Origin of the sequence: Xylophilus ampelinus, from assembly GCF_003217575.1 — a bacterium.
In the GTDB taxonomy this organism is placed as follows: Bacteria; Pseudomonadota; Gammaproteobacteria; order Burkholderiales; family Burkholderiaceae_C; genus Xylophilus; species Xylophilus ampelinus.
Window position 1 is genome coordinate 1 of sequence record NZ_QJTC01000052.1, and the last position, 2417, is coordinate 2417.

A 2417-nucleotide genomic window follows, 5' to 3' on the forward strand; every position below is an offset into this window, starting at 1 on the left:
GTACGCGGTCAATTAATCACGCCCTTGAGTCACACCTCATGACCTGACAGCCTACGTTCCCACATACACAACGTGGGAACGTAGATGACAGATGAGTTGGAAGACCTCAGGCGTCGGCTGGTGGTGGGGCACAAGCGCGACGGACGCAGCGTGTACGACGAGACGGCGAAGTCGCAGTTGGTAGCTCTGTGCCGGCAGCCCGGTGCGTCGGTATCGCGCCTGGCGCGCGAATGCGGCGTCAATGCCAACCAGGTCAGCCGGTGGCTTCGCGAGCATGAGCATGGAGGCCGCGTTCGCAAGGGCATGGCCAGCGGGACACCCGCACCTGAGACGTTCGTCGCAATCGCCTTGCCATCACCGCCGATCGAGACGTGCGACAGGGACAGCGGCGTCATCCCCGCCGCGCTGCACCTGCAGGCCCGCCTGCCCAACGGCGTGGCGATCGAACTGCACGGCGTGGAGCTGCGCCACGTCGGCGTAGTGGTCGAAGCGCTGGGGAGGCTGCCGTGTTCCGCTTCGACAAAGGCCTGAAGGTCTACCTGCACCGCGAGCCGGTGGACTTCCGCCTGAACATCAACGGCCTGTCCATCTTGGTGGAGCAGGCGCTCGGCCTGGACCCGTTCGCCCCGTGCGCGTATGTCTTCAGCAACCGCCGGCGCGACCGGGTCAAGATCCTGGGTTGGGAGCGCAACGGCTTCTGGCTGCTGCTCAAGCGGCTGGAGAAGGACCGGTTCATCTGGCCCTCGGCCGAGGCGGTGCCGACGCTGAATGCCGAGCAGCTGCACTGGCTGCTCGAAGGCATCGACATCGCGGTGGTGCAGCGCCACGCCCATGTGCGCTATTCGAGCGTAGCCTGACGGAACAATACGCAGGCGTTCCGGTCCAAGTTGGAGTGTCGCTACCGTCTGCCATTGCCGTCATCACTGCCGAGGATCTTGCCTCGCTCGTTGCCGAACGCGATGCGCTGGCCGGCGCCTTGCGGGTAGCCACTGCCGAACGAGACCTTGCGCTGGAGCGGCTGCGGTCCCTGCAGCGCCAGCTCTTCGCCGCCAAGAGCGAGGCGCGCGGCACCGAACAGAAGGACCTGTTCCTCAACGAAGCCGAGGCACTCGCACCCACTGATCAAACGCCGCAGGCCGAGACCGATGAGGAGGAATCGACCCCGGTTGCCGGTCACCAGCGCAAGAAGCGCGGCCGCAAGCCACTCGACCCGGCCCTGCCGCGCGAGATCGTGCGCCATGAGCTGCCCGAGGCCGAGCGCGTGTGCGCCCATGATGGGCATGCCCTGGTGGAGATCGGTGCCGAGATCAGCGAACAATTGCACATCATCCCCGAGCAGGTGCGCGTGCTGCAGCACCAGCGCATCAAGTACGCCTGCCCCTGCTGCGACCGGAGCCTGAAGGTCGCGCTCACCCCGGCGCGCATCATCGCGCGCGGGCTGCTCACCGAGGCCGCCCAGGCCTGGGTCATCACCGGCAAGTACCAGTTCGGCATGCCGCTCTACCGCACGGCCGCGTTGCTGCGTCGCTTCGGCGGCGACATCGCGAGCAACACCTTGGCTGCTGGCGTCGTGCGCATCGGCCAGGCCGTGCAGCCCGTCATCAACCTGCTGCGCGACCATCTGCTGGACTCGGACCTGGTCTACGGCGACGAGACCACCGTCCAGGTGTTGAAGGAGCCCGGGCGCAAGGCGCAGACCATGAGCTACATGTGGGCGCAGATGAATGGCGCCGGCACCGGCCCGCCGGTACGGCTGTTCGCGTATGCACCGGGACGCGGTGCCGTGCACGCCGAGAAGCTCTACGCCGGCATCCGTCCTGGCGCCACACTCGTCACCGACGGCTACGAGGTCTACAACGGCATCGCCCGATCCCACGCCCTCACGCACCTGGGGTGCTGGGTGCATGCGCGCAGGCCGTTCATCAAGGCCGAGGAATCCATCCCTAAGGCCGCCCGTTCACAGGACCAGCTCGCAAGCCGGTTCGTACGACTCATCGGCAGGCTGTACCGCGCGGAGGCATTGGCCAAGGACTGGAATGCAGAACGCAGGCTGCGGCTTCGCTCGCGTTACAGCCGCGCAGTCGTGCGCGAGATCGAACGATTGCTGCTCATGCACCTGCACAGCGTCGCGCCTTCGAGCCTGCTGGGCGAGGCATTGCATTACCTGCACGGGCAGTGGCCCAAGCTCGTACGCTTCCTGGACAGCGGATCCTGGCCGCTGGACTCCAACCCGGTGGAGAACGCGATCCGGCCCTTCGTGGTCGGCCGGCGCAGTTGGCTGTTCGCCGACACCGTCGCAGGCGCGAACGCGAGCGCCAATCTGTACTCGCTGATCGAGACGGCCAAGGCCAATGGCATCGAGCCCTATGGCTACCTCGTCGCGCTGTTCAAGAAGTTGCCATTGGCGCAGACCGCAG

At 66.4% G+C, this 2417-nt stretch carries 3 protein-coding genes; all 3 read left to right on the plus strand.

What is annotated here, in order from left to right; translation table 11 throughout:
* Nucleotides 1-84: 84 nt before the first annotated feature.
* Nucleotides 85-531, plus strand: a complete 447-nt coding sequence (locus DFQ15_RS16740) for a transposase (RefSeq protein WP_110467041.1) — start codon at nt 85-87, stop codon at nt 529-531.
* A complete protein-coding gene (tnpB, locus tag DFQ15_RS16745; RefSeq protein ID WP_110467042.1) occupies nt 507-857 on the plus strand; it encodes an IS66 family insertion sequence element accessory protein TnpB in 351 nt (116 codons plus the stop codon). Before DFQ15_RS16740 ends, tnpB begins: the two co-directional genes overlap by 25 nt.
* A gap of 35 nt (nt 858-892) precedes the next feature.
* Nucleotides 893-2417, plus strand: a 1525-nt coding sequence (gene tnpC, locus DFQ15_RS16750) for an IS66 family transposase (protein WP_110467043.1), incomplete at its 3' end; no start/stop codon positions are given.